We start from the raw sequence: 19,629 nt of genomic DNA, 5'->3' as shown, positions 1-19,629 counted from the left end.
TTAGATGGTATTCAGCGCCGGGACGCGATCTGTTCCTGATGGTCGAGAGACCATTTCCGGTCCGCATCACGGGCCATGGGGATCGACCAGACAACGATCACGGCGGCGATGGCGATGAGCCAGGTAAATCCGATGATCGACCAGAATTCGCGATCTCGCTTTTGCTGTGCTGCAAGGGCTCGCGCGTTGATGTCGGCCAAGCGAGCTTGAATATCGGTCACGACACGCGCCCTCCGATTTCCGGTACGCGTGCCGTCGAATACGTCAGCGGCATTCCGCGACGATGACGGAGAGCAGAGACAGCCGGAGCATTACCGGCAACGGCATCGCTCCATTCAAGAGCCGCATGCTTGCCGTGCGTGGTACGATCATCTTCGATCTGCTTCACGATCATAGTGAAGAGTTCGCCGTTGAAGACATCTGCGCTGTTGATCTTGCTCGGGCGCGTCAGACGGCGGCCGCCGTCCAGAATGACTTCCGAGACATAGAATTCGCTGTCATCCTCATAGGCGCTTTCGAGCGTCGCAGTGCCGCGAGCCATAAGGCCTTCGCCGGAGAGCTGCATTTCTTCGAAATCGAATTGCACGGTCGTCATTTTCGCCATCCTCATCTTGCGCAGCCGTTTCGCGGACTTCCTTGCGTGGCTCAGTCGGTGCGCTGTTGCGGCGAGGTTGTTCGAGGCTCGGGCCTCGCCGCTATCTCCGAGCTGCTGTTCACATGACGGCCTCCATGTTGGAGCGACTGTCACTCTGCGTTTTCACCGCGATCCAGATCTGCCGAGGCGTCTTCGTGGTCGCTGTCTACGAGGATGAGAATATGCAGAAGCGGATATTATGTCAATCCGAATACGGATATTTATTTTTGGATATTGCAATCCGAGTTTGGATGGCGGAAAAAGAAAAGCCCCGGCGGGAATGATCCGGCCAGGGCTCAAAGCAGCTTTCGTGATAGAAAATGCCTAACACATCACAACAATTGATGGAATAGGCAATGCTGCTCTGAGGCGCAGAAAAGCGCAAAATCTTGGGTCTGCTCGGAGGTTCCCGCCAAGATAATGTGTTTGGAGGCGCAAGGGCAGCGGTCTTTCCGGGGTTTCACCCGCGCCGCCGATCATTCCGGCATATGAATAATCCCATGCGGTACCGGCGCCAGGCTCACCGGGCGGAATCGAACGGGGTTGATGGCCCGCCGGGAAATCGAGTTTGCAGCTCGCCGGGAAACTGAAGCAGCTTATACCGTCGCCCGAAGAAAAGGGACGATGCTCGTACCGGATGGAACCAGCGCCTGACCAGCGCAGAATAGGGATGCCGGTGTTAGACCCAGTAGCGGCTGGGAAATCAAACCGAGCTTCAGGAGAGGTTGATTCCACGGATGCTTGGCGCTGACTCTAGATCGGCGCAGGACCGGATGTCTCTGTGTTAGAGACCATCCTAATGCCTTGGTTATCTCAACAGGTGGTGGGCAATGATCGAATACTTGAAAACACAGACATCTCGGATGAATGACGATCAGCGGAATCTGGTCGCGCGTTGCGCTCGAATACCAGAGGATAAATGGATCAAGATCGAGCGTGAACGGCTGACCACGCTTTATATGTGGCTGCACATGGCGAGCGGCAGCGTGGCTAAGCGTAGGTTCTGAGCTGTCTTACCTGAGGTGAATTGCCATCTCGATCAATTGACCGTGAAACGGCCCACATACATTCCGATTATCTGGATCTCATCGAGCGTCAATTCTTGCGGCTCGTAGTCGGCATTTTCTGACGAGATGCGAACTATCACTGGATCGTCAGCAGGTCGCGATATCACCTGCAGCTTCTTGACAACAACGCCACCGAACTGATCCGCTAGCACATAGACGCCAGGAGGCGACGGCACACGGTGGCGGGTATCAGCGAACACTACATCACCATCCTGGATCATCGGAACCATCGAGTTTCCCTTCGAGGGAAATGCCTTGATATGGTTCGGTCGGGCGTTGAACCGATTGAGCACTGAATCCGGAAGGCGCCACTGATCGCGCACGCTCTCACGATGGAAGGTAATGCCATTGGTCGCGGTGCTCTCAATGATCGAAAGGCCGCCGCCACCGAGACCTGCGAAGATATCGATTTCGTCGATGAGATTGAGATTGCGCTCCGGTGGGCTTTCGTCTGTGTCATCCTCAGTGATGAGGCCATGCTGTCTCGCGAGGTCAATGATCGCAAAATAATTGTCGATCGACGGCTCTGAATCCTTCGTTGTCCAACGGGAAATAGATGCCTGCGCCACGCCGATCTCCGACGCAACGAAGTCCTGTTTCAAGCCGATTTTTTTGAACCCCTTCAGCAGGGAAACATAATCATAGCGCTTCATGCGATAGGCGTACCGAGCGCATCGCCACTGGTAAAATCCGCATGTGGATATTTACGCTTGACTGAGTATCCAGATACGGATACAAATTCAGTCATGAGCACGATGAAACATATCCGCACAAAGATTTTCGGGGTGACCCAGGCAGAGTTTGCTTCTCTGGCTGGGGTGGCGCAAGCGACGGTATCCCGATGGGAAAATGGCATCGCGCCATCGCTCGATGAAATGAAGGCTATCCGCAAGGCTGCGGAAGAGCGCGATGTCGCATGGGATGATCGATATTTCTTCGAGACCCCGTCAGAGAGTGCAGCATGAGCACGCTCGCGGAAAGAATACAGATCCGCCTTGACGCGACAGGTAAGAACGCGACTTCGGTCGCTGATGAGATTGGCGCAAACCGTTCTTTGGTTCGAGATATTCTTGTCGGAAAATCCCGAAATCCGGGAATTGAGACGATACGCTCTATTTGCGGTCCGCTCGAATGTACGCTTGGCTATCTCGTTGGTTCTGAAGACGCGCAGCCAAGTGCCGAGGCGCACCCTGTTCTGAAGTTTTTCATGGTTTATGGAAACGGTCAGCGGGGCTCGACCTTCAAACACTATTCGCTTGCGAAGGCTTGCGATGAGGCCAAGCGCCTCGCAGCGGCAAATCCAGACATAACATTCATCGTTTTGGAAGCTGTTGATGCGTTCAAGGCTGAAAGGCCGCGTATCCATGATCTCGGTGTGACCGAGACAGATGACATTCCATTCTGAGGGCGCGATCATGACGAAGCTTTCCACCGGCATCTGCATTGTAGTCCAAAACGCAGTTGAAGGCCGCACGCCGCACGATCGAGTGCAGGCAGAGCGTCCTTTGCGTCCCAATAAGATCGAAACTCAAGTCCAGGCGGGGGCGGCATGACGGAAATCCTCGGACATTGCGCGCTCGCTCTCGGTACCGGCGCATTCTTTGGCTGCATCCTTTGGGCGGCGAAAAGCCTCATTCCTCACGAGAGCGTCACGGACAACGCAGGCGCCGTCGAAGGCAACGACCGCTTTCCTCTCATCCGTGCGATCGACGATGATCACTTTTGGGATGACGTCTGATGATGGCGGTCAACGAGGTCCCTCCGTCGGATTCACGCGAGAGCCGCTTGGAACGTGCTCTCCGCGCTGAATATCCGCATTTCATTCCCGCATCGCAGCTTTGCAATCTCATCGCTCTTTCCTGGCAGTCTGACCCGGTTCGAGCTTTCACGCTGCTCTGCATCTCATTTTCCAAACTTAATCAGGATCTTCGCGGTTCCGGCTGGCAGGCCGTTCGTACCGATGGGACGCCTGAAGCTCACTATTCACTGTCGCCGGTCGGCGGCGGTTGATCTCCTTTCATGATCTTCGCCGCTTCCCGCTGACAGGGAACCTAGCAGGAGCGGCGATCATGAAGTGTTCAGAAACTCAACATTCGGTGTTCGATTTAAATTCAGGGAATGAGGCGAAAGCGATGTCTGTAGTCGACGCATATAGCCCAGAAGAGGCGACGTTGTTGGCCCGGAAAATGTACGAGCGCGAATGCTCGGGCTGGGGTGACGAAGAACGCGCCATTACGAAGCTTGCCCGCCAATGCGGCATATCGGCGGTCAGCTTCAAGCGGCTCATGAAAGGCCAGCGGAAGATCTACGACATCGTGCTCTGCAACCGAGTGCGCTCTGTCTACGTCAACTTCTGCCTGAGCCTGATCAAGCAGCTCGAGAACGAGGTCAAGGCAGTCGAGGAGGTGCATGGCCATGCTGCTGTGTCGGATATTCTCGCAGGCGTGGAAGCTTTGGAAGCGAAAGCGCGCGCTGCGAAAGAGCAACTCTCAACGAAAGGTAGGTGACGCATGACCGCACTAGCCGGTGATAATTCCAAGGCAGATCGTGAGCGTAGAGTTCAGTTTTCCTATTACCATCGGAAGGATCGCGACATCGCGGCCAAAATCCGCGAGTTGAACGAGCAGAAAAAATCGAACCGGCAGAACGCGAAGGCTGCCGGCTTCCCGTCGGCAAAGCTCGACCATTACCTGAAATCCTTCCTGGCCGAAGACCAGCAGAAGCCGGTCGACAAGCACCGGACCGAGCGCGAGAACCTGATCTGGCTCGGCTACATCAACGAAGATCCGCAGGGTGATCTCCTCTCCAAGCGTGTCAGCGGCGAGCAGCTCGTACAGGCTCGAGGCTTCCATGCTGGCTTGAACGGCCTCGATCGCGTCTCCGGTTTCGACGCCGGCAGCTCAGACGATCGCCTGTGGCTGGAAAGCTATGACGCCGGCAAGAAGGAATACGACACGGTTCTCCCGGATATCGAGGCCCGTGTCGCGGCAGAGGCTAAGCGGGAGAAGAACGAAGCGGCTCCTGCGACCGGCGACGATCCCTTCAGTTCCGAAGACGACTGATGTTCCCCCGGCGGCTCGCCTTCCTCCCGGCTTGAGCCGCCATCAACTGCTCAGCGCGAATGCTGAGACCTTCTCTTCCAAGCGGTGTGCGATGACGACATCTCGAAAATCATTCTGCTGCCCGACATGCGGCAGCCACATTGGAGAGGCTTCCCCTGTAGAGCGTATTTTGGATGCTGATCTCACCCGACAACAGCGGACCATCATCGAAGCGCTTTCGGAGCGCGTTGGCGATTGGGTTCGCGTCGCCAATCTCGAAAACCTGATCTGGTCGGACCGACAGACGGCTCGAGAGCTAAACACATCGCGGCAAAGCATTTCAGCGCAGATCAGCAAAGCGCAGCATGTTTTGCAGCCCCTTGGGTGGTTTATCTCGTCCGATCGCCGCGGTTGCTATCGGCTTATCCCATTGGAGAAGTCGGCATGACAAAGATTTTCGGTTTCGACCCGTCGAAGTCCACCGGCTGGGCCATCTTCGAGCCCGAACAGCAGAAGATCGATCGCAACTACTCCAGCGTGAAATGCGGCGTCTTCCAGATGCCAGACAAGGCCGACCACTATTACACAGGCGATCAGATTGGTCTCAAAGTTGCCGCGCTGATACGCGAGTTCGGAAAGCCCGATTGGGTTGTTCTCGAAGAGCAATCGCTGGCCAAGATCGGCAACACCAGCGCCGATGCCATGCTCTACCCCTGGATCGCTACCACGGCCATCGTTTCGACGATCGCGAACTTCGGCATTCCATACGGGACGCTTCCGCCCGGCACCTGGCGCAAGAGCTTCTACGGGCAGACCTTCAAGCCGCCGCTCGACAGCAAAGGCAAGAAGGACTGGAAAGCCGCCGCCGTTGCTCAATGTGAGCTGATCGGCATCAAGCTCCCCACGCAGAAGACCTTAGCCCACAACGCCGCCGAGGCCTGCGCTCTGGCGATCTGCTGGGGTGTCCGCGATATGAAGGTCCACGCCGGCCGGTACCAGCAGCCGCTTATGGATCTCCGCATGGCGCGCAACGAGCGTGCGGGAGCAGCGGCATGACTTGGTTCTTCGACCCACTCCTTCCACTCCATTATGAGCTCCTTGTGATCGATCCGCCGTGGGACTTTGGCCTCTACAGCGAGAAGGGGAATGGAAAGGCTGCACAGCAGCAATATGCCTGCATGAAGGACCACGAGATCCTCGCAATGCCGGTCAGCCAGCTCGCCTCCATGGACTGCCTTCTATACCTCTGGGCCACCGCACCTCAGCTGCCCTTGGCAATCCAATGTGTTAGGACTTGGGGATTTGAGTATAAGTCCTTCATGATTTGGCGAAAAACTACCGCCGCCGGCAAGGACAGGATGGGCACCGGCTATCGCGTGCGCACCACAGGCGAAATCATCATCGTGGGAGCTTTGGGGAACCCTCGTCAGTCCCTTGCACCGCGCACAATCTTTGACGGAGTCGCTCGAGAGCACAGCCGCAAGCCGGATGAGTTCTACGCGCTATGCGATCGCATCATGCCGCACGCGCGCCGTGCCGACGTGTTTGCCCGTGAGAGCCGCGCCGGCTGGCATTCCTTCGGTGATGAATCAACCAAATTTGACGAGGTGGCGGCATGAACGAGATGCCAAATCGCCGCGATTTCATGGACCGCATCACCGAGGATGATGCCTTTGCCGCGGCTGAGACATTTTTCGCCTGTATGTTTGCCGATAACTCTCTAATCGATAGCTGCGGCCTTGAGCCGGAAGACTTCGCTTGGGAGATACACCAGACCGCATATCGCTTTGCAGCCGAGGACCGGCGCCGAGGCCAACCGGTCAATACGATATCGCTCAAGCCTCGGCTTCCGAAGGTGTTTATCGTCAAAGACGAGAAGGACCGTAAGAAAGATATCGAGATCACGCCGGCGGTGTATCTCTCCAAACTCTTCGTTCGTGGCACCGATCCAAGCCTTCGCAACCAATATGACGGCGCGCTCGTCGCCATCAAGAGCATGTCTCTATCCCGGCGCCTGCTGAGTGAAGCCCAGATCGGTGTCGACTTAGCAGGCGAGGGCCACAATCTTCTCACCCTTGGAGACGAGATCGAGCAGCTCGAGGCTCGGTTGAAAGACATGCGGTCCCGGTTCGCCGAGACGACGGCGATTGTCTCGCCCGGCTCGTCCTATCTCGCAGCCTTCCAGGCATCGGCTCGACGAGATGGCGTCATCGGCGTCCCTATTGCTCTGACGGAGATTGCCAAGGTTCTCTCGGAGCCGGTATTCGAGGCCGGAAACCTCTATGGACTGCTGTCTTCATCGGGCGAGGGGAAGTCATCCCTGACGATGCAGCTGATCTACCACGCGGTCTATGAGGGGCATCCTGTCCTTTTCCTCTCCTATGACCAGTCGCCGGCCCAATGCGTGCGGCAGATGATTGCCCAGGTCCACGAGATCAGTGTTCGCCAGCAGCGCGAGCCGATGCGGCTTATGAGCCAGGTCGAGCAGGACCGATGCGTCCAGTTCGCGACGTGGATCAACGAGCAACCCTTCGAGATCATCAGGTGCCAGCGCGAAGGCGTTGACCGGCTGGTGACCTATGCCCGTCGGTTCATCAAGAAGCGGGCCAACGGCAAGACGCCATTCATCGTGATCGACCATATCAGCAAGGTGAAGCCGCGCGATCCAAAGCTCTCGCCGGACCGGATTTCAGGCGAGGTCACCGTCGAGCTGAAATCGCTGGCTGATGAGACCGGTTCGGCGGTCCTGATCCTCAACCAGAGAAACGGGCAGGGCACGATCCGCGACAATCCGCGGCCGATATCCAGGGACCTCTACGGCGGAGAGGGCGCGCGAGCCGATTACGATGCAGTCCTGACCCTCTATCGTCCGGAAAAATATAAGCAGGAGCGGATGAAGGTCGCGGTAACCGACAAGGATTGGGCGCTGATCAACAAGACGTTCGGATCGGACATTGAGGGCATCGCTGAGATCGCCTCGATCAAGGTCCGCTTCGGTGATCCTTCCATCGTTGAAACCCTGAAATTCGAAGCCGAATACACCCGGTACCGGTCCAATCAACCGGAACGGACAGGGGAGTTGTTCTGATGCAACAGCTCAGTCTCTTCGATTCCATCAGAAAGCCGCCTGTTATCGCCTCAATCGATCCTGATGGACGAGTTTGGCAGGAAGATCCGGACTTCACCTTTCGGCTGGCGCACCCGCGCATGGTATGGGACCGGGCGCGCATCGAGATCCATCGGCATGTCGATGGTCTCTGGATGTGGTCGACAAGCTCACAAACCAACGATCGCGGCCATTGCTACAAGGTTGGCGCCAAGTGGGGAAATTTTGCAGAGAGCCGCGAAGACGCTCTTTTCTATGCCTGCGAGGAGATGGAGCGTCACCTATCGGCTAATGATGGACCAGATATCGTTCTGATCAAGAATTGGGTCGCTGCCCTCAAAGACAATCCGAGGGCATTCGCATGAGTAGAAAATGCAGCGTGTGCAACTGCGAAAAGCCGGCAAGATTGCAGGGGCTTTGCAGCGCACATTACCATCGCAAGGTGAGGTACGGTACGCCTGAGGGCGGTAGGATGCCGAACGGAGCAACCCTGATTTTTCTCAATCAGATTGCTATTCCCTACACCCGACAAGACTGCCTCATATGGCCCTTCACCAAGAGTGACAAAGGCTATGCCCAGTACCGCACTGGAGGAAAGACGAAGCTGGCTCACGTCTATGTGTGCGAGGCCGCGCACGGGCCGTCACCTTCCACGGCACATCAAGTCGCGCATTCCTGTGGCAACGGGTCTGGAGGCTGCGTCAATCCAAAGCACCTTCGATGGGCTACCAATTCCGAAAACCAGATGGACAGGGTCGCGCACGGCACATCCAACCGCGGTAGTCGTCAGGGGCGATCTAAGCTGACTGAGCTTCAAGTTCTGGAAATAAAAAGGCGGCTTTGTACCCATACCCAATTGGAATTGGCCGAGGAGTTTGGCGTTTCCGCCAGCGCGATTTCATTGATCAAAAGCGGAAAGACATGGTTTTGGCTCAAAGAGGAGAGCTCTAGTGAATCGCTGTGACTTCGGAACCCACCGCCGCCCGACAGGCTGGATTGCCTGGTACCGGCTATATCACCACGGTGAGAACCGCGTTGTTCGCGATGGCCGCGACGACATCATCTTCGGGACACAGGCAGAAGCCGAATCCGCCGCCAAGGCTGAGTTCCTCCGCCAGATGAACAGCCCGATCGTATCGGAGGCGCTGACCGGACCGACGACGAAGCGAGCTTTGGTCCGCGATCAGGCGAACAAGCTTTTCCGTGGCGGCGGGAGGGTTGTTGAGATCGAGCGGCGGAGGGTGCCGGCATGATGCAGGTCGACGCTAAGACATACGCCACCGGCGCCGAGATGATCGACGCTTACCGCTTGCTGCAGCAGCGCCTACGGGCCGCGCCGATCCGGATGCCGATCCCGAAACCGGTACCGAAACCGCCGATGCCTTTGCTCATCGAACGCGCCCCACAGCCGCATCTCCCTTACTGGATGGGCTGCGATATCGAGTTCGACGCCCATGTGCAGGCCTGGCGGGCATGGCGCGGCATCCACGAGCGAAACAGCAGCCTCTATGTCCGGAACCGCGCCGCAGAGCTCGGCTTCACATTCGACAAGATCCGGAGCCAGGACCGCCATCGCAAGGTCGTCGCGGCTCGCCAGTTGTTGATGTACGAGGTCAAGAAGCTCTTCGATCGGTCCTATCCCGAGATCGGCCGGCTGTTCGGTGGCCGCGACCACACAACCGTTATCCACGCCGTCAAGAAGGTCGAACGGCTGAAGGCGGAGGGGAGGCTGTGACCGACCGTATCTCCTGCTGTGTCCCATTCTGCCGGCGCACCTGGAAGGGCGATGAACGCGCTGTCGAATGGATCTGCCGCGCGCACTGGACGCCAATCCGGCTTGAGCGCCGAAAGGTTTATCGCCGCGCCCTGAACGCGTTCAAAGACAATCCCACCGATGAAAACCGTGACATCGCATATGGCCTCTGGGGTGCGATGAAGCGAGAAGCGATCGAGAGGGCAGCCGGTATATGAAAGATCGCAAGGGCAAGCTTGATACGCTACTGGACGGCCTCGGCATACGCCTTGTGCCGGTCTACCGCCGTCGCGCGGCAGCACAGAGCCATGCCCGCGGCACCATGCACGAAATCAGAAATCTCTATGGCGACGGCCACCTCATCATGACACTCCGTTGCATCAGGCAGACCCGGAACAATCGAGATGAGCTCTGGAGCGAGACAATAGGCGCGGTATCCGACATTCTCGTCCAGCGTCAGGATTGGGCATTGCAGAGGCCAAGCGAACTGCTTGATGCCTTCGATCATATACAGCTTGGCGTATTGCGTGGGAAGGCCGTAGCCCGGCGTCCGTGGCCGGTCCGACCGACACTTCGAACTTTGATCTATGAGCAATTGGAGACGATCCTTGATGAACCAGACCAACGCCTTGCCGTTTGACAGACTTTGCGAGAACGCCGCCACTGTCGCGGATGTGAGCCTTGTTGTGCGTGCCAGGTTCGTCGAGGCCGCCGATACCTTCGTGCATCTGAGTGTCCGCAACCTGCGACCAGGCCATGCCAAGAGCTATTGGCCTGACATTCAACCTGAGCCCATGGACCAGGTCGATATCCGTATCCGCTTCCGGCCATCGGCTGCGGCTATATCCAGAGCGGAAGAGGTGTTCTATGGTTGGATGCTTGAGCTCGTCAAAAGCGAGGAGAACCGAATTCTGCTTTCTCGCTGGTCGATCTGCATGGCAGCGCGTCACATTGCTGGGTCTTTTCGAGATTTCTGCAAAAATTCCGGTCGATCGCGTAGTACTTCAGAGCGACGGTTGAGAAATGAATTTAATAACATTTCCGGCGTATTGATTAAAAAAGCTAATTTGTTACATCAGCCTGACTGGTCGAGGGTGGTGCCAATGATGCCGAATTCGGTTACTGATTTGGATAAGGTTGAAACACCTATGGCACGAAGCCCGGGCTTCTGGTTGCCGGAAGATGCAAAGCCGGTTTTCGATCCTGATAGCCCAGATCTTGAGGCGCTGAGCAAGCGACTGGAGAAGGCCAACAAGTTGCGCGAACGTGAAGCGCGACGCAGGGCAAAGCTTCAGGTCGCCGCATAAGATTGCTGCACGCGCGGGTGTAGCAAAATCCCCTCCGGGGGCGCCGTAAGCCAAGGATACGATCGTCAATCGCGGCCCTTGGAGCCAATACGAGGGGAAGCCGACGCGCCCCGACCAGATGCAGCGCTGGATACACAACCAGCGCCGTCGGCCAAGCCGGGAGGGTAGCCCGGCAACAGTTTACGTAGGCAGGGCAAACGGTAAGCCGCGTGGCTCATAACCTCGAAGATCCGGTTCAATTCCGGAGCCTGCAACCACATCAGCCCGCCCGGTTCGCCGAGGCGGGTTTTTCTTTGGAGCGCCAGATGGCCTACGATGAATGGGATCTCGATCCTTTCAATCTAGCCCTGACGATCGCTCGCGCGGATAAGGGCGACTATCGCCTCGAAAAGGCCATGCAGGCACTCTTCGGCCTTGAAACCCGATCCGGCTGGACGAGGAAGTTCGAAGCCGCGGTCGCGCTGTTTGAGCAGGAGTTCGGACGAGAACAGGGCGACTGGACGCGACAAGCCTTCGTCAATGGCTGCAATGGCATATCGTGGGACATCAGCGATCTCAACGGAACCGAATATGTCGGATCAGGTGAGACGGATGCCCTTGCGCTCTGCTGTGCCATGGTTCGGGCAAAACTTAAAGACGATCGGAGCAGTTTCTGAAACCCGCGTCCGGCGGTATCCGGACAAACAAAGGAGAAGACGCATGAGCGCACCCATTTGCACCGCAAAATTCAAACTTATCAGCCGCGTCGAAAATCAGGCCGGCTTTACCCTGACATTTGAACCTGTCACCTCCGGCAGCAAGGAGAACGATCAGTTCTTCAAATACACCCCATGGGGCAAGCTTGAGCTCGGAACCATCAATTCCGAAGCTGCTAGCGCCTTCAAGGTCGGCGCGGAATATCTGTTGCCGTTCGTGCCGGCCACCTAACCATTTCGAAGAGAGCGGGCCTTTCGACTTATCACCGGCGATAAGACCATGGCTTCACTCGTGGCAGAAGATGCCGCGCCGCTGCTCTGGGGTAGCGATGCCCTTTATAAACGGCGCTAAGTGGGTCAGCCGGTTATTTCTTCTTCAATGCGCTGAGTATTTGGCCTTGTAGATAGACCGGGTCAATTGTGGCACCCAGAACGGTCCTACAATGGGGGCATGTTATCGCTACTGCCGGATAGACGAGGCTGGTCCCATATTCCGTCCGGGCATCCTTTGCTTCGTAATAGAAATGATGAATGTCTGTTTCGCATTTAGGGCAGAGTGCCACCATTTCATCCTCCCAGGGTTAACCTATGCCAGTCCTGAAAAATGCCCGGCATGAGAAGTTCGCTCAGGCGCTCGCCAAAGGCAAGACGGCCGATGAAGCGTATGAAGCGGCGGGATATGCTGCAAACCGGGGCAATGCGGCACGTCTGAAAGCAAATGAAAGCATCATGAAGCGGGTCGGAGAGGTCGGCGCTCGGGTTGCTGAAAAAGCCGAATGGACGGCCGCTGACAGGCTCATGGCGCTGAAGACGATCTTCGACAAGGCCGCCGATAGCGATCCTCGTATAGCGCTCTCTGCGATCTCGGAGGCGAACAAGATGCAAGGCTCCTATCCGCCGGCACAGCACCGCATCGCCGGCCCGAACGGCGGACCTATCCAGACAGTCGACCTGACCAACGCAACGGAAGAGCAATTGAATGCACTCGAAGCCATCTTTGGCCCGCTTGCCGCCACCAGCGGTGATGATGAGGGCGATCAGGGCGGAGAGGAAGCGCAGGGCTGAGATAGCCGAACAGGAGCGCACCGCGCGGGATGCCGAACGGATCCGGGCGCAATGCCGCACACTGGAAGGCTTCATCCGAGAGTTCTGGACTGTATTGGAGCCGAAGCGAGACCTGCGGTTCGGATGGGCGCTTCGGGCGATGTGCAAGCATCTCGAGGCGGTTACCGCCGGCCGTATCCAGTTCCTCATGATGACTGTGCCGCCGGGCATGATGAAATCGCTCCTCATGGTCTTCTGGACCGCCTGGGAGTGGGGACCGTGTGAGCGGCCGGATATCCAGGTGCTGGCGACATCGTACAGCCAGCCGAACGTTTTGCGCGACAACATCAAACTGCGCCGGCTGATCGAAAGCCAGAAGTTTCAGACCCTATGGCCGCTGAAGCTTCGAGATGACCAGAACGCCAAAGGGAAGTTCGAAAACACGGGAAACGGCTTCAGCGAGGCCAGACCGTTCAGTTCAATGACTGGAGGCCGCGGCGACCGGGTGAAGATCGATGACCCGCATTCGACGGAAACGGCGGAAAGCGATACGGAGCGCGCTACAGCGGTCCGTATCTTTCGCGAGGGTATCTCAGACCGCCTGAACGACGTGACGTCCTCGGCGATCGTCATCATCATGCAACGTCTGCATGCGCAGGACGTCGCGGCGGTGGCTCTCGATCTCGACATTGGTTTCGTCCATCTGAACTTGCCGATGGAGTTCGAACCGGGCAACGCATGCCGGACCTATGTAGGCGGCGAGCTGTTCTTCGAAGACCCTCGGATCGAAGAGGGCGAGCTTCTTTTCCCGGAGCGCTTTCCTCGCGCCGAGATCGAGCGCTTGAAGAAAGCGAAGGGCTCATACGCCTACGCGGGACAGTATCAGCAGCGCCCGACGCCTCGCTCGGGCGGTATGTTCCAGCGCGGTGACTTCGAGATCGTGGATGCGGTTCCGGCCAACGCCAGGCGCTGCAGAGCGTGGGACTTCGCCGCCAGCGTTCCGAAACCCGGAACGCAACCTGATTGGACGGTGGGCCTCAAGATGGCCTACGTCGACGACACCTTCTACATCGAGGATGTGCGCCGCGATCGCTGGTCGCCGTCCGACGTCGAGAAGAACTTGAAGAATGCGGCAACGCAGGACGGCCCATTCGTGACCGTTCGCATGCCGCAGGATCCTGGCGCAGCCGGTAAGGCCGATGCTGGGACAAAGATTAAGCTACTCGCCGGGTTTGATGTGAAAGCGGTCCCGCCGACAGGCGACAAGGCGACGCGCGCGAAACCAGCGTCTGCCCAAGCCGAGGCTGGTAATGTCAAGTTGGTCCGTGGCGATTGGAACGAAGCATTTCTCGACGAGATCTGCTCGTTCCCGAACGGACAGTTTGACGACCAGGTTGATGCTTTCGCTGACGCACTGAATGAGCTCGCCCTTGGCGATAGCTTTGATGAAAACATGTGGAAGAGGCTAGCCGGATAATGTCGAAACGCCGCAGCGGCCGAATCCAACAGCGCGCGATGCAGCCGCAGGCCAATACCCGCGACAGCTTTCAAAACTTCGCGGCCCGGACCGGCGTCGGTACGGACAGCATGGCTTCGGCCAACACCTATGGCTTCAATCCGATCAGCCGTAACCGCGTCCAGCTCGAATGGATGTATCGCGGCTCCTGGCTTGTCGGGAAGGCAGTCGATGTCGTCGCCGAGGATATGACGCGCGCCGGCGTCGATCTGAACGGAACCGCCAACCCGGATGACATCGAGACCCTGCATCAGGCGATGAACCGGCTGCAGATCTGGCAGGCGATCAACGACACGGTCAAATGGGCTCGGCTTTATGGCGGTGCCATCGCGGTCATGCTGATCGATGGGCAGGATGTTGCGACGCCGCTCCGGCTTGAGACGGTGACCAAGGATCAGTTCAAGGGGCTCCTCGTCCTTGACCGCTGGATGGTGCAGCCGTCCTTGCAGCGGCCGGTGAAAGAATATGGCCCATATCTCGGCAAGCCAGAATTCTACACGATCAACCAGAACGCTCCGGCTCTGATCAACAAGGACGTCCATTATAGCCGCGTTATCCGCATCGAAGGCTACGAGCTGCCCTTCTGGCAGCAGCAGACGGAAAACGGCTGGGGCTTGAGCGTCGTCGAGCGCCTCTACGACCGGCTCGTCGCCTTCGACAGCACGACGCAGGGCGCCGCACAGCTCGTCTACAAGGCCCATCTGCGCACCTACAAGGTCAAGGATCTGCGCAAGATCATCTCGGCCGGCGGCCCTGTCATGGACGCCTTGGTCAAACAGATGGAGTTGATCCGGAAATACCAGTCTAACGAGGGTTTGACCCTCATGGACGCCGAAGATGATTTCGAGACGCATCAATATGCGTTCTCCGGCCTAGCCGATATCACGTTGCAGTTTGGTCAGCAGCTCTCAGGCGCGATCGATATTCCGCTGGTCCGGCTGTTCGGCCAATCACCGTCGGGCATGAATGCCACAGGCGAGAGCGACCTTCGGAACTACTACGATTCGATCAATGCCCAGCAAGAGCGCCGCCTTCGCCTGCCGATCACGACGCTGCTCGACGTTCTCTATCGGTCCGAGCTCGGTAGCGAGCCACCATCGTCGTTCAGCTATCGGTTCAATCCGCTCTGGCAGATGAGCGAGAAGGAACGAGCCGACATTGCGAACACGATCGCAACCGCCGTTATGACGGTCGAGGAGGGCGCGTTGATCTCCAAGGAGACAGCTCTTAAGGAACTTCGCCAATCGTCTGATATCACTGGTGTTTTCTCGAACATCTCCGATGACGAGATTGAAGCGGCCAAGGGCGAGGAACCTCCTGGTGCCGAAGGCGCGCTTGAGCCGGTCGATGAACCCGACAATGATCCGGTCGAGGAAGAGCAGGAAACTGCAGAGCCGCCGCTGTCGGTCGTTGCTGGAGGCAAGAGGTGAGGTTTCGGGATAAGGTCGAGGGCCGATCAGCCTTCATCCGCGCCCGGAAGGTCGAAGCTCGATACGCCGCCCAACTCCGCAAGATCGCCCGGCATGTCGGCGATATCGTCAAAGCGTTCTCGCCCGATGATCCATTACTTGCCGGGAAGGTCAGCGCGGCCCTGCAGCGCTACGGCGACATCATCGGCGGCTGGGCAGATGCCACGGCGAAGCGGATGGTCGAGGACGTCGCGGCGCGCGACAAGGCAGCATGGCTCGAGGTGTCCCGCCGGATGGGCCGCAGCCTTCGGCAAGAGATCGAGACGGCGCCGACCGGCCGGGTGATGCGAGAGCGCCTGGACGAACAGGTATCGCTCATCAAGAGCATCCCGTTCGAAGCCGCCGAGCGTGTCCGAAAGCTGGCAAACGAGGGCATCGTCCAAGGGCGTCGGTCCAACTACATCGCCGAAGAGATCATGAGGTCCGGGGATGTGGCGCGGAGCCGGGCGAATACGATTGCCCGCACAGAGGTAAGCCGGACCTCAACGGAACTGACGCGGGCGCGGGCTGAGCATGTCGGGTCGGTCGGATATATCTGGCGTACAGCCGATGACAGTGACGTGAGGCATTCTCACGCCGAGATGGAAGGACAGTTCGTCCGGTGGGATCAACCGCCCACATTGGACGGCATGAAGGGACATGCGGGGCAGTTTCCAAACTGCAGATGCTGGTGCGAAGTGGTCATTCCAGACGATCAAGTATCCTTTGGGCGCGCTCCGCCAGTTGGCCGCCCTCGGCCGCGAGGTCGATGAGAAGCGCCGCGGCTGACTGAATGAAGGCCGCGGCATCCGCTTCAAGCGTCTGCTCCTGCGGAACTTGCGGGAACGTATCGACGAAGCTCACACGGGCGAGCTCGTTCAATTCTTCAACCAGTTCTTCGGGACTGAGGCGGGGCAACGTCATGCTGCCCATCCATACACATCGCATCTAGCAAAACAAGGATTCAGCTGACAACGAAAGCTGTCGGCGGCTCACCAATGCCTGTACCGGACCATACCTCGGATTCATCAAGAAAAGGCAGACTTGCTCGGTATGGAAATGGCCTCAAACATATCATGATAGATTACCGATACGAGAGCGCCATCTCCTAACTGGTCACCATGTTTTTTTCGCATCATGCGAAGGGCGGCAACGCCAGCGGCAAGCTGCGCATTGGTCATTGCAATGGGCATATCATCGGGCAACCCCTCAAGGGCTTTGCGGAGTTCGGCGACGGTCATTGATTGACATCCTTTCGGTAGAAGAATTCTTCTGCTTCTCGGATCTCTTCGGGTGAAACGTCATAATCGTCATCGTCAAAACTGATGACGCCAGCTGATTGGTCGGAAACCAAGAGACCGTTTTCGCAAGTGGGGATTTGGGATCAATCTCCCATAGTCTGGCGCCGCAGGCATCGCAGTAAACGGTTGGGGGCGACATATCCAATGTGCTGAACGGCCCGAGATGATGAGCCTCTGTGCATTTGGGCGCGGTCATTGACGTTCTCCTATAGGGATCAATTTCCGGAAAGTAGCGGTGCCCCACACGCGGCCATCATCGCTCGCAGTATAGTCGTATCGTTCCAGAAGCCAACTATCGGTCACGCCCCGAAGGCCAAGAGCATGGAGCGCTTTGTAGCGCTCGGCTTCGGCGAGTGAGGTAATCTTCTCGGTGCGATAGTTCGGATCATCTTCGATCATAATCACTCCATCGGAGGAAGCCCGAACGCGATTGCCGCGCAGGCGAGGGCAACAGTTAGGGGAATAGGGCGCTCTTCGGCCTCATACTGACCTAGGGTCCGGCGTCCGATCCCGATTTGCTCGGCAAATGCCGTCTTCGAAAGATTCAAGCGCTTTCTCAGCGCAGTCAATGATGCAGCTGTCATGGCTGCACCATAGCGCGATCTCGCGCAAAAATTAAAGGAAATAGCGCATTTCTGCGCAATATGAGGGTGTCGATGCCGTTACAAGCCGGTTCATCGCAGGCAACGATATCTGCCAACATAGCGGAGCTTGTCCGCGCGGGACATAAACCTGATCAAGCGGCGGCCATCGCCTATCGCGAGGCAGGCGAGACGCGGGATGACGACGAAAGCACTCGCGTCAGCTTCTATGCACCTACCGAGCTCGGCCCGAAGCAGCGCGAGACGCCCGAGGGCTATCTGGTCTGCGAGGACGTGCCGATCGCGCGCACCGGCGAGTTGGTCTATGTCCCGGGCGAGATCGAGGCCACACAAGGGCAGGAACCGCTTAAGGCCGGCCGTGACGGCGTAATCCGCGTCATGCGCGAAGAAGACGAGGTATTCAGCCCCGTCGCCATGGCTTCGTTTCTCGGCAAGCCGGTAACGATCGAGCACCCAGACGAATGGGTGACACCAGAGAACTGGCGGTCTCTTGCCATTGGCGTCGTGTTCAACGTGCGCCGGGGTGAGGGCGAGTTCGCCGACACGCTCATGGCCGATCTGCTGATCCAGGAACAATCCGGTATCGACGCGATCCGGGCCGGCAAGCGCGAGCTCTCCTGCGGTTATGACGCCGACTATGAGGCGGTCGAGCCCGGCGTCGCCCGCCAATTCAACATTCTCGGGAACCATGTGGCTCTCGTGGACAAAGGTCGCTGCGGCCTTCGATGCGCAGTGCGTGATAGCAAACCCGATCCTTCCAAGGAGACAACTATGGCAAAGCGAACCACATGGGATCGCATCCGCACCGCCTTCAAAGCGAAGGATGAGGCGGCACTCGAAGAAGAGCTCGAAAATGCTCAGAAGGCGATGGACGAGGGTGGCGAAACCCCGCAGCGCCTCGTGATCGAAGTCAAGGGCGCCGGCACCGAAGAAGCGCCGACCGGAGACGACGGTGAAGGCGGCGGCGGCGATGATCCCATGGCCGCTTGCATGGCCGCAATCGAAGCCATGAAGACCGATATCACCGGCGCGATTGCCGATCTCGGCGCCCGTGTCGCAAAGCTCGAAGCTGGCGATCCGACCGGCGATGATGACCCGGACGGTGACGAAGACGATCCCGAGAAGGACAAGGAAAAGGTCAAGACCGGCGATTCCGCGCCTCTCCATGGCGAGTTCACGGATACCGTCGCCCGCGCCGAGATCCTTGCCCCTGGCGTGAAGCTTCCGACCTTCGACGCCAAGGCCGACAAGCAGAAGACGGCCGACAACCTCTGCGCCCTGCGCCGCAAGGCCATGGGCATTGCCTTCAAGGACGATGGCAAGCGCGAGCATTTCAAGCCGTTCATCACCACGGATTCACCGGACTTTAAGGCCATGAGCTGCGACCAAGCGCGTCTGATTTTCAACGGCGCGTCCGAGCTGGCGAAACTCAGCAACAACCGCGGCAACGCCACTCGCGACACCGGCGAACGTCAGGCGGCGACCAACACCATCGCCGACATCAACAAGCGAAACCAGGACTTCTGGTCGAACCGCAAGTAAGGAGCCCACGACATGACCTCTTTCCAGTACCGCATGCCGGCGGGCATCCCCGGCGACATCTCTCGCGACCATGCTCAGGCAACCGTCGAGCCTGGTCTTTTCGATGCCACCGCACCGTTCTCGGCTTATGGCCTCCCGGCCAAGCTGGTCAGCGGCAAATATCAGCCGTTCTCCGGCGGTGAAGCTGCAACCGCGCTTGCCGCTCTCGTGGTGCGGCCGTTCCCGATCAGCTCGCAGGTCGCTTCTGGCGGACTTGGTTCGGCACAGCCGCCGCAGTCCGGTGGCCTCGGCGACTTCCTGAAGCGCGGCTATATGGCTGTGCAGCTCAATGGGGGCGCCACGGTCGCCAAGGGCGGCCAGGCATACATACGCGTTGCAGCCGCCGCTGCAGGCAAGCCTATCGGCGGTATCGAAGGCGCAGCCGACAGCACCAACACCATCGCCCCGGCTGGTCTGGTCTTCATGGGACCGGCAGACGCCAACGGCATCGTTGAAGTCGCGTACAACATCTGACGCGACTTCCCCACCATCATTCCATCTGTGACGGCGCTGCCGTCTTCTCAACGGAGCAAT

At 58.2% G+C, this 19,629-nt stretch carries 32 protein-coding genes and 1 tRNA gene; 25 read left to right on the top strand and 8 right to left on the bottom strand.

Features of this window, described 5'->3' with window-relative positions:
• Positions 1 to 11: 11 nt before the first annotated feature.
• The 3 genes from ACYJRZ_RS11545 to ACYJRZ_RS11535 form a co-directional block, all read right to left on the bottom strand.
• Complete coding sequence (locus ACYJRZ_RS11545) at positions 12 to 221, bottom strand: hypothetical protein (protein ID WP_459459082.1); 210 nt, start codon at positions 219 to 221, stop codon at positions 12 to 14.
• Entirely contained in the window at positions 218 to 595 is a 378-nt protein-coding gene (locus ACYJRZ_RS11540; RefSeq protein WP_459459081.1) for a hypothetical protein, read from the bottom strand. The genes ACYJRZ_RS11545 and ACYJRZ_RS11540 overlap by 4 nt, the downstream gene beginning before the upstream one ends.
• Positions 596 to 1,673: 1,078 nt before the next feature.
• Complete coding sequence (locus ACYJRZ_RS11535; protein ID WP_459459080.1) at positions 1,674 to 2,354, bottom strand: LexA family transcriptional regulator; 681 nt, start codon at positions 2,352 to 2,354, stop codon at positions 1,674 to 1,676.
• Between the two features lie 93 nt (positions 2,355 to 2,447).
• On the opposite strand from ACYJRZ_RS11535, the gene ACYJRZ_RS11530 reads away from it, so the two are divergent.
• From ACYJRZ_RS11530 to ACYJRZ_RS11425, 22 genes are all read left to right on the top strand, one after another.
• Entirely contained in the window at positions 2,448 to 2,666 is a 219-nt protein-coding gene (locus ACYJRZ_RS11530) for a helix-turn-helix domain-containing protein (RefSeq protein WP_459459079.1), read from the top strand.
• The gene (locus ACYJRZ_RS11525) at positions 2,663 to 3,106 is read left to right on the top strand and encodes a helix-turn-helix domain-containing protein (protein WP_459459078.1); all 444 of its coding nucleotides are present in this window, start codon (positions 2,663 to 2,665) and stop codon (positions 3,104 to 3,106) included. The genes ACYJRZ_RS11530 and ACYJRZ_RS11525 overlap by 4 nt, the downstream gene beginning before the upstream one ends.
• Before the next feature lie 144 nt (positions 3,107 to 3,250).
• Positions 3,251 to 3,439 carry a hypothetical protein gene (locus ACYJRZ_RS11520; protein ID WP_459459077.1) on the top strand — a complete coding sequence of 63 codons (189 nt, stop codon included), beginning with the start codon at positions 3,251 to 3,253 and terminating at the stop codon, positions 3,437 to 3,439.
• A gap of 47 nt (positions 3,440 to 3,486) precedes the next feature.
• A complete protein-coding gene (locus ACYJRZ_RS11515) occupies positions 3,487 to 3,711 on the top strand; it encodes a hypothetical protein (protein WP_459459076.1) in 225 nt (74 codons plus the stop codon).
• A gap of 59 nt (positions 3,712 to 3,770) precedes the next feature.
• Complete coding sequence (locus tag ACYJRZ_RS11510) at positions 3,771 to 4,208, top strand: hypothetical protein (RefSeq protein WP_459459075.1); 438 nt, start codon at positions 3,771 to 3,773, stop codon at positions 4,206 to 4,208.
• 3 nt (positions 4,209 to 4,211) lie between these two features.
• A complete protein-coding gene (locus ACYJRZ_RS11505) occupies positions 4,212 to 4,763 on the top strand; it encodes a hypothetical protein (RefSeq protein ID WP_459459074.1) in 552 nt (183 codons plus the stop codon).
• Between the two features lie 423 nt (positions 4,764 to 5,186).
• Complete coding sequence (locus tag ACYJRZ_RS11500) at positions 5,187 to 5,798, top strand: RuvC family protein (protein WP_145645054.1); 612 nt, start codon at positions 5,187 to 5,189, stop codon at positions 5,796 to 5,798.
• Complete coding sequence (locus ACYJRZ_RS11495) at positions 5,795 to 6,361, top strand: MT-A70 family methyltransferase (protein WP_459459073.1); 567 nt, start codon at positions 5,795 to 5,797, stop codon at positions 6,359 to 6,361. Before ACYJRZ_RS11500 ends, ACYJRZ_RS11495 begins: the two co-directional genes overlap by 4 nt.
• Positions 6,358 to 7,830 carry a DnaB-like helicase C-terminal domain-containing protein gene (locus ACYJRZ_RS11490; protein WP_459459072.1) on the top strand — a complete coding sequence of 491 codons (1,473 nt, stop codon included), beginning with the start codon at positions 6,358 to 6,360 and terminating at the stop codon, positions 7,828 to 7,830. Before ACYJRZ_RS11495 ends, ACYJRZ_RS11490 begins: the two co-directional genes overlap by 4 nt.
• The gene (locus ACYJRZ_RS11485) at positions 7,830 to 8,213 is read left to right on the top strand and encodes a hypothetical protein (RefSeq protein ID WP_459459071.1); all 384 of its coding nucleotides are present in this window, start codon (positions 7,830 to 7,832) and stop codon (positions 8,211 to 8,213) included. Before ACYJRZ_RS11490 ends, ACYJRZ_RS11485 begins: the two co-directional genes overlap by 1 nt.
• Positions 8,210 to 8,812, top strand: a complete 603-nt coding sequence (locus ACYJRZ_RS11480; protein ID WP_459459070.1) for an HNH endonuclease signature motif containing protein — start codon at positions 8,210 to 8,212, stop codon at positions 8,810 to 8,812. The genes ACYJRZ_RS11485 and ACYJRZ_RS11480 overlap by 4 nt, the downstream gene beginning before the upstream one ends.
• Positions 8,799 to 9,101, top strand: coding sequence for a hypothetical protein (locus ACYJRZ_RS11475; protein ID WP_459459069.1), 303 nt, complete (start codon positions 8,799 to 8,801; stop codon positions 9,099 to 9,101). The genes ACYJRZ_RS11480 and ACYJRZ_RS11475 overlap by 14 nt, the downstream gene beginning before the upstream one ends.
• Positions 9,098 to 9,583, top strand: coding sequence for a helix-turn-helix domain-containing protein (locus tag ACYJRZ_RS11470; protein ID WP_459459068.1), 486 nt, complete (start codon positions 9,098 to 9,100; stop codon positions 9,581 to 9,583). Before ACYJRZ_RS11475 ends, ACYJRZ_RS11470 begins: the two co-directional genes overlap by 4 nt.
• Positions 9,580 to 9,819, top strand: coding sequence for a hypothetical protein (locus ACYJRZ_RS11465; RefSeq protein WP_459459067.1), 240 nt, complete (start codon positions 9,580 to 9,582; stop codon positions 9,817 to 9,819). The genes ACYJRZ_RS11470 and ACYJRZ_RS11465 overlap by 4 nt, the downstream gene beginning before the upstream one ends.
• Positions 9,816 to 10,241: a hypothetical protein gene (locus ACYJRZ_RS11460; RefSeq protein WP_459459066.1), complete on the top strand. Its 426-nt coding sequence runs from the start codon at positions 9,816 to 9,818 to the stop codon at positions 10,239 to 10,241. The genes ACYJRZ_RS11465 and ACYJRZ_RS11460 overlap by 4 nt, the downstream gene beginning before the upstream one ends.
• Positions 10,213 to 10,908 (top strand): DUF6362 family protein, encoded by a 696-nt coding sequence (locus ACYJRZ_RS11455; protein ID WP_459459065.1) that lies wholly within the window; start codon positions 10,213 to 10,215, stop codon positions 10,906 to 10,908. The genes ACYJRZ_RS11460 and ACYJRZ_RS11455 overlap by 29 nt, the downstream gene beginning before the upstream one ends.
• Before the next feature lie 183 nt (positions 10,909 to 11,091).
• Positions 11,092 to 11,165: transfer RNA gene (locus tag ACYJRZ_RS11450), tRNA-Met, on the top strand.
• 48 nt (positions 11,166 to 11,213) lie between these two features.
• The gene (locus ACYJRZ_RS11445) at positions 11,214 to 11,564 is read left to right on the top strand and encodes a hypothetical protein (RefSeq protein WP_459459064.1); all 351 of its coding nucleotides are present in this window, start codon (positions 11,214 to 11,216) and stop codon (positions 11,562 to 11,564) included.
• A gap of 43 nt (positions 11,565 to 11,607) precedes the next feature.
• Positions 11,608 to 11,835 (top strand): hypothetical protein, encoded by a 228-nt coding sequence (locus ACYJRZ_RS11440; protein ID WP_459459063.1) that lies wholly within the window; start codon positions 11,608 to 11,610, stop codon positions 11,833 to 11,835.
• A gap of 356 nt (positions 11,836 to 12,191) precedes the next feature.
• Positions 12,192 to 12,668, top strand: coding sequence for a hypothetical protein (locus ACYJRZ_RS11435; protein WP_459459062.1), 477 nt, complete (start codon positions 12,192 to 12,194; stop codon positions 12,666 to 12,668).
• On the top strand, positions 12,628 to 14,124 hold the full coding sequence (gene terL / locus ACYJRZ_RS11430; RefSeq protein ID WP_459459061.1) for a phage terminase large subunit: 1,497 nt from the start codon (positions 12,628 to 12,630) through the stop codon (positions 14,122 to 14,124). Before ACYJRZ_RS11435 ends, terL begins: the two co-directional genes overlap by 41 nt.
• A complete protein-coding gene (locus tag ACYJRZ_RS11425) occupies positions 14,124 to 15,593 on the top strand; it encodes a DUF1073 domain-containing protein (RefSeq protein WP_459459060.1) in 1,470 nt (489 codons plus the stop codon). The genes terL and ACYJRZ_RS11425 overlap by 1 nt, the downstream gene beginning before the upstream one ends.
• 134 nt (positions 15,594 to 15,727) lie before the next feature.
• Here ACYJRZ_RS11425 and ACYJRZ_RS11420 read toward each other — a convergent pair whose 3' ends face one another.
• Positions 15,728 to 16,015: a hypothetical protein gene (locus ACYJRZ_RS11420; protein WP_459459635.1), complete on the bottom strand. Its 288-nt coding sequence runs from the start codon at positions 16,013 to 16,015 to the stop codon at positions 15,728 to 15,730.
• On the opposite strand from ACYJRZ_RS11420, the gene ACYJRZ_RS11415 reads away from it, so the two are divergent.
• Entirely contained in the window at positions 15,917 to 16,384 is a 468-nt protein-coding gene (locus tag ACYJRZ_RS11415) for a phage head morphogenesis protein (protein WP_459459587.1), read from the top strand. The genes ACYJRZ_RS11420 and ACYJRZ_RS11415 overlap by 99 nt on opposite strands.
• On the opposite strand, the gene ACYJRZ_RS11410 is transcribed toward ACYJRZ_RS11415, so the two are convergent.
• The 4 genes from ACYJRZ_RS11410 to ACYJRZ_RS11395 form a co-directional block, all read right to left on the bottom strand.
• Positions 16,314 to 16,535: a hypothetical protein gene (locus tag ACYJRZ_RS11410; RefSeq protein WP_459459059.1), complete on the bottom strand. Its 222-nt coding sequence runs from the start codon at positions 16,533 to 16,535 to the stop codon at positions 16,314 to 16,316. The two genes, ACYJRZ_RS11415 and ACYJRZ_RS11410, sit on opposite strands and share 71 nt — an antisense overlap.
• 104 nt (positions 16,536 to 16,639) lie before the next feature.
• Positions 16,640 to 16,852, bottom strand: a complete 213-nt coding sequence (locus tag ACYJRZ_RS11405; protein ID WP_459459058.1) for a hypothetical protein — start codon at positions 16,850 to 16,852, stop codon at positions 16,640 to 16,642.
• A 252-nt stretch (positions 16,853 to 17,104) separates the two neighbouring features.
• A complete protein-coding gene (locus tag ACYJRZ_RS11400) occupies positions 17,105 to 17,311 on the bottom strand; it encodes a hypothetical protein (protein WP_459459057.1) in 207 nt (68 codons plus the stop codon).
• Positions 17,312 to 17,313: 2 nt separating this feature from the next.
• Complete coding sequence (locus ACYJRZ_RS11395; RefSeq protein WP_459459056.1) at positions 17,314 to 17,496, bottom strand: helix-turn-helix domain-containing protein; 183 nt, start codon at positions 17,494 to 17,496, stop codon at positions 17,314 to 17,316.
• 72 nt (positions 17,497 to 17,568) lie between these two features.
• Between ACYJRZ_RS11395 and ACYJRZ_RS11390 the strand changes: the two genes are divergently transcribed.
• A complete protein-coding gene (locus ACYJRZ_RS11390) occupies positions 17,569 to 19,056 on the top strand; it encodes a DUF2213 domain-containing protein (RefSeq protein ID WP_459459055.1) in 1,488 nt (495 codons plus the stop codon).
• Between the two features lie 12 nt (positions 19,057 to 19,068).
• A complete protein-coding gene (locus ACYJRZ_RS11385; RefSeq protein ID WP_459459054.1) occupies positions 19,069 to 19,569 on the top strand; it encodes a structural cement protein Gp24 in 501 nt (166 codons plus the stop codon).
• Positions 19,570 to 19,629: the final 60 nt, after the last annotated feature.

It is taken from the genome of Rhizobium sp. No.120 (assembly GCF_054558365.1).
This window is presented reverse-complemented; position numbering and strand designations above follow the sequence as displayed.